General features: G+C 62.0%; 2 protein-coding genes and 2 pseudogenes. 2 read left to right on the top strand and 2 right to left on the bottom strand.

Annotated features, from left to right (window positions below; genetic code table 11):
- Positions 1 to 267 (top strand): transposase (locus IAG25_RS40995; protein ID WP_187609875.1); only part of this gene is annotated, 267 nt, incomplete at its 5' end.
- 24 nt (positions 268 to 291) lie between these two features.
- Positions 292 to 474 (top strand): annotated as a pseudogene (locus tag IAG25_RS42480) (IS3 family transposase); the annotation flags it as partial.
- A 323-nt stretch (positions 475 to 797) separates the two neighbouring features.
- On the opposite strand, the pseudogene IAG25_RS42585 reads toward IAG25_RS42480, so the two are convergent.
- Positions 798 to 1,287, bottom strand: a pseudogene (locus IAG25_RS42585) (DDE-type integrase/transposase/recombinase).
- A 74-nt stretch (positions 1,288 to 1,361) separates the two neighbouring features.
- Positions 1,362 to 2,629: hypothetical protein (locus IAG25_RS40980; protein ID WP_187609874.1), on the bottom strand; the 1,268-nt coding region annotated here is incomplete at its 5' end.

Here is a 2,629-nt window from a genome sequence, read left to right as displayed (position 1 = left end):
TGCGGTACGAGCCCATTGCAAGCCTCCTCTGGCAAAACGGTCCGACATCGCCTGAACCGTGGAGGCGACCGCGCTGCAAACAACGCTCTGTGGACCATTGCAATGGTGCGAATGCGCAGTGACCCCAGAACCCGGGCGTACGTCGACAGACGGACTAAGGAAGGAATGTCGAACAAGGAAATTCATCGCTGCCCAAAGCACTATATCGTCAGAGAACTGTATCAGCTTATTCTGGCCGACTTGGCCGATTCCGCCCGACCTTCTTGACATAAGAGCGTCAACGCGGTCGTAGAGCGCTTCTTCCGTACGCTCAAAGGAGAATGCATCGGCGAGCACGCATACCGTAATCACGCCGAGGCTCGTGCTGATGTGCTGGATTACATCTTGATGTACTACGACCAGGACCGCTTGCACTCGGCTGCCAGTCATATGCCGCCAGCCGACTTCGAGGAATTAAAGGTAGAAACTGCGTAAGCTGTGTCCAGGAATAGTGAACCACTACACAGTTACAACCGGCATAGCGGAGGTGGTCCTGGTCAATTTACGCTGTTTAGCTTGCCATTGATGCACGGATCGCTGAAAGATGGTTCCCTTCTCCTTGCATTCGGCTTCACCATCGAACGTGCAGGACAATTCGCTTGCCCGGATGGCTGTAGGTCAACACGCTCCATGATGACTATGATTGCGTTAACGCGCATTGGCGAATCTGAAGTTCGCCAATCTGCGTGCTGCTCGACCCGCCGTCAGCCGAATCGTGCGTATTTCGGCGACCTATTCTAACAAATTAAGGTATCCTGTTAAATCGCATGAAAGAAGCGCACGCCAGCCCAGTCATACCATGCGCGCAAACGCGCCTTCCGCTGTTCGCGGTGGCATGCCGCGTCCATCCGGTGCCGGGGCAATGCGAAGTGCTGACGGATCGGACCAAGCGACGTGCTTCACACTGGCCAGCTCAGGCAGTTCCGCCTTTGCAGCCGGGAAGCTACGTAGCAGGTCGGTCACGATCTTCGTGGGTACCGGATGTGAACGCAGCACTTTCCTTAAGAAGCGTCTGGCTGCAGCCTTGTCGCGCCGCCCTTGCAGCAGCACCTCAGGCTCGGCTCCGTGTTCGTCCACCGCGTGCCACAGCACGTACGGCTCGCACACCCTGCAGCTTCACGAACACCTCCAGGTCGAGCCCGAGGTGCTCCGCAGGCTCAGATTGAATCGGTGGTGCCAACGTACCGCGCAACTGATGACCGCGGTGGGGAAACGGAAACCGTGATAATGCGGCTTGATCTTCTTCATCTCGCCATTCTACCCGTCTGCGATCTCAACTTGACAACGCCTCACCATCTACTCCTTGGTCTCCCGGCGCGCTCTCATCTTGATTGAAGCGCAGCAGACAAACTTTCGGAGGCGCCCTGCCGGGTCCCTTGAGGCAGGTAGTCGATCTGGCCGGCGAGCGCGTCCAGGGGCTTGCCCCGCCCGGCCACGTCGAGTGCGAGAACCTCCGCCAGCAGATGCTCGAAGACGGCCTGCTGGGTCTCTTCAGGCAGCGTCCAGACCAGGCCGGCGAGCGTGGTCAGGGGCTCGCCCCGGTCGGCCACGTCGAGTTCACGAACCGCCTCCAGCAGACGCTCGAAGGCGCCCTGCAGGTCCCCGTAAAGCAACCCGATCCGGCCGGCGAGCGATGCCAGGGGCTTGCCCCGCCCGGCCACGTCGAGTTCACGAACCGCCGCCAGCAGACGCTCGAAGGCGCCCTGCCGGTCCCCGTAAAGCAATCCGATCAGGCCGGCGAGTGATGCCAGGGGCTCGCCCCGGTCGGCCACGTCGAGTTCACAAACCGCCGCCAGCAGACGCTCGAAGGCGGCCGGCCGGGTCCCGTAAGGCAGCAACTCGATCCGGCCGGCGAGCGCGGCCAGGGGCTCGCCCCGCCCGGCCACGTCGAGTTCACGAACCGCCGCCAGCAGACGCTCAAAGGCGGCCGGCCGGGTCCCTTCAGGCAGCGACCCGATCTGGCGGGCGAGCGCGGCCAGAGGCTCGCCCCGGTCGGCCACGTCGAGTGCGAGAACCGCCTCCAGCAGACGCTCGAAGGTGGCCGAGCGGGTCCCTTCTGGCAGCGACCAGACCTGGCCGGCGAGCGCGGTCAGCGGTTCGCGCCGATACCCGGGCGGCAGCTTCTGGATGTCCTCGAGGACCTGCGCGCCGTCGGGTTCCCACTGTTCCACGTCCGAAGCACGTGCTTTCATGTCATTGGCCTGGCGCACAAGGTGAACATCATGGGCCGCCCACTGGTGGTTGACACAGCGCACCGCACCTAGATGCTCGCCAGGGAGATTCTCGGTGATGTTCAGCAGGGTTTCCCTGGGAAGACTCTCGAAACGATTAGCTCCAGGCTGCACAATCGTGCAGATTCCGTCGGACTCCGGGCCATACGCCGTGAGCCTGTCCAGCGCCTCCCGGACGGTTGGATCATTCGCTTCCAGTTTCCGCCCCTCACGAAGCGCCGCGCTGACCAACCCAAAGACCTGAATCTCATACCCGCTTTGAACCGCGTCAAGCTCCGGCTCGTCGAAAGTCAGACTCAGCAGGTCGTCTAGCGCCGGATCGCCCGTATCCAGACGATAGGGGATCCTGCCACGAGCCA

Origin of the sequence: Caballeronia sp. EK (genome assembly GCF_014384845.1) — a bacterium.
Classification (GTDB): domain Bacteria; phylum Pseudomonadota; class Gammaproteobacteria; order Burkholderiales; family Burkholderiaceae; genus Caballeronia; species Caballeronia jiangsuensis.
The sequence above is the reverse complement of the archived record's forward strand: the minus strand, read 5'-3'. Positions and strand labels throughout refer to the sequence as shown.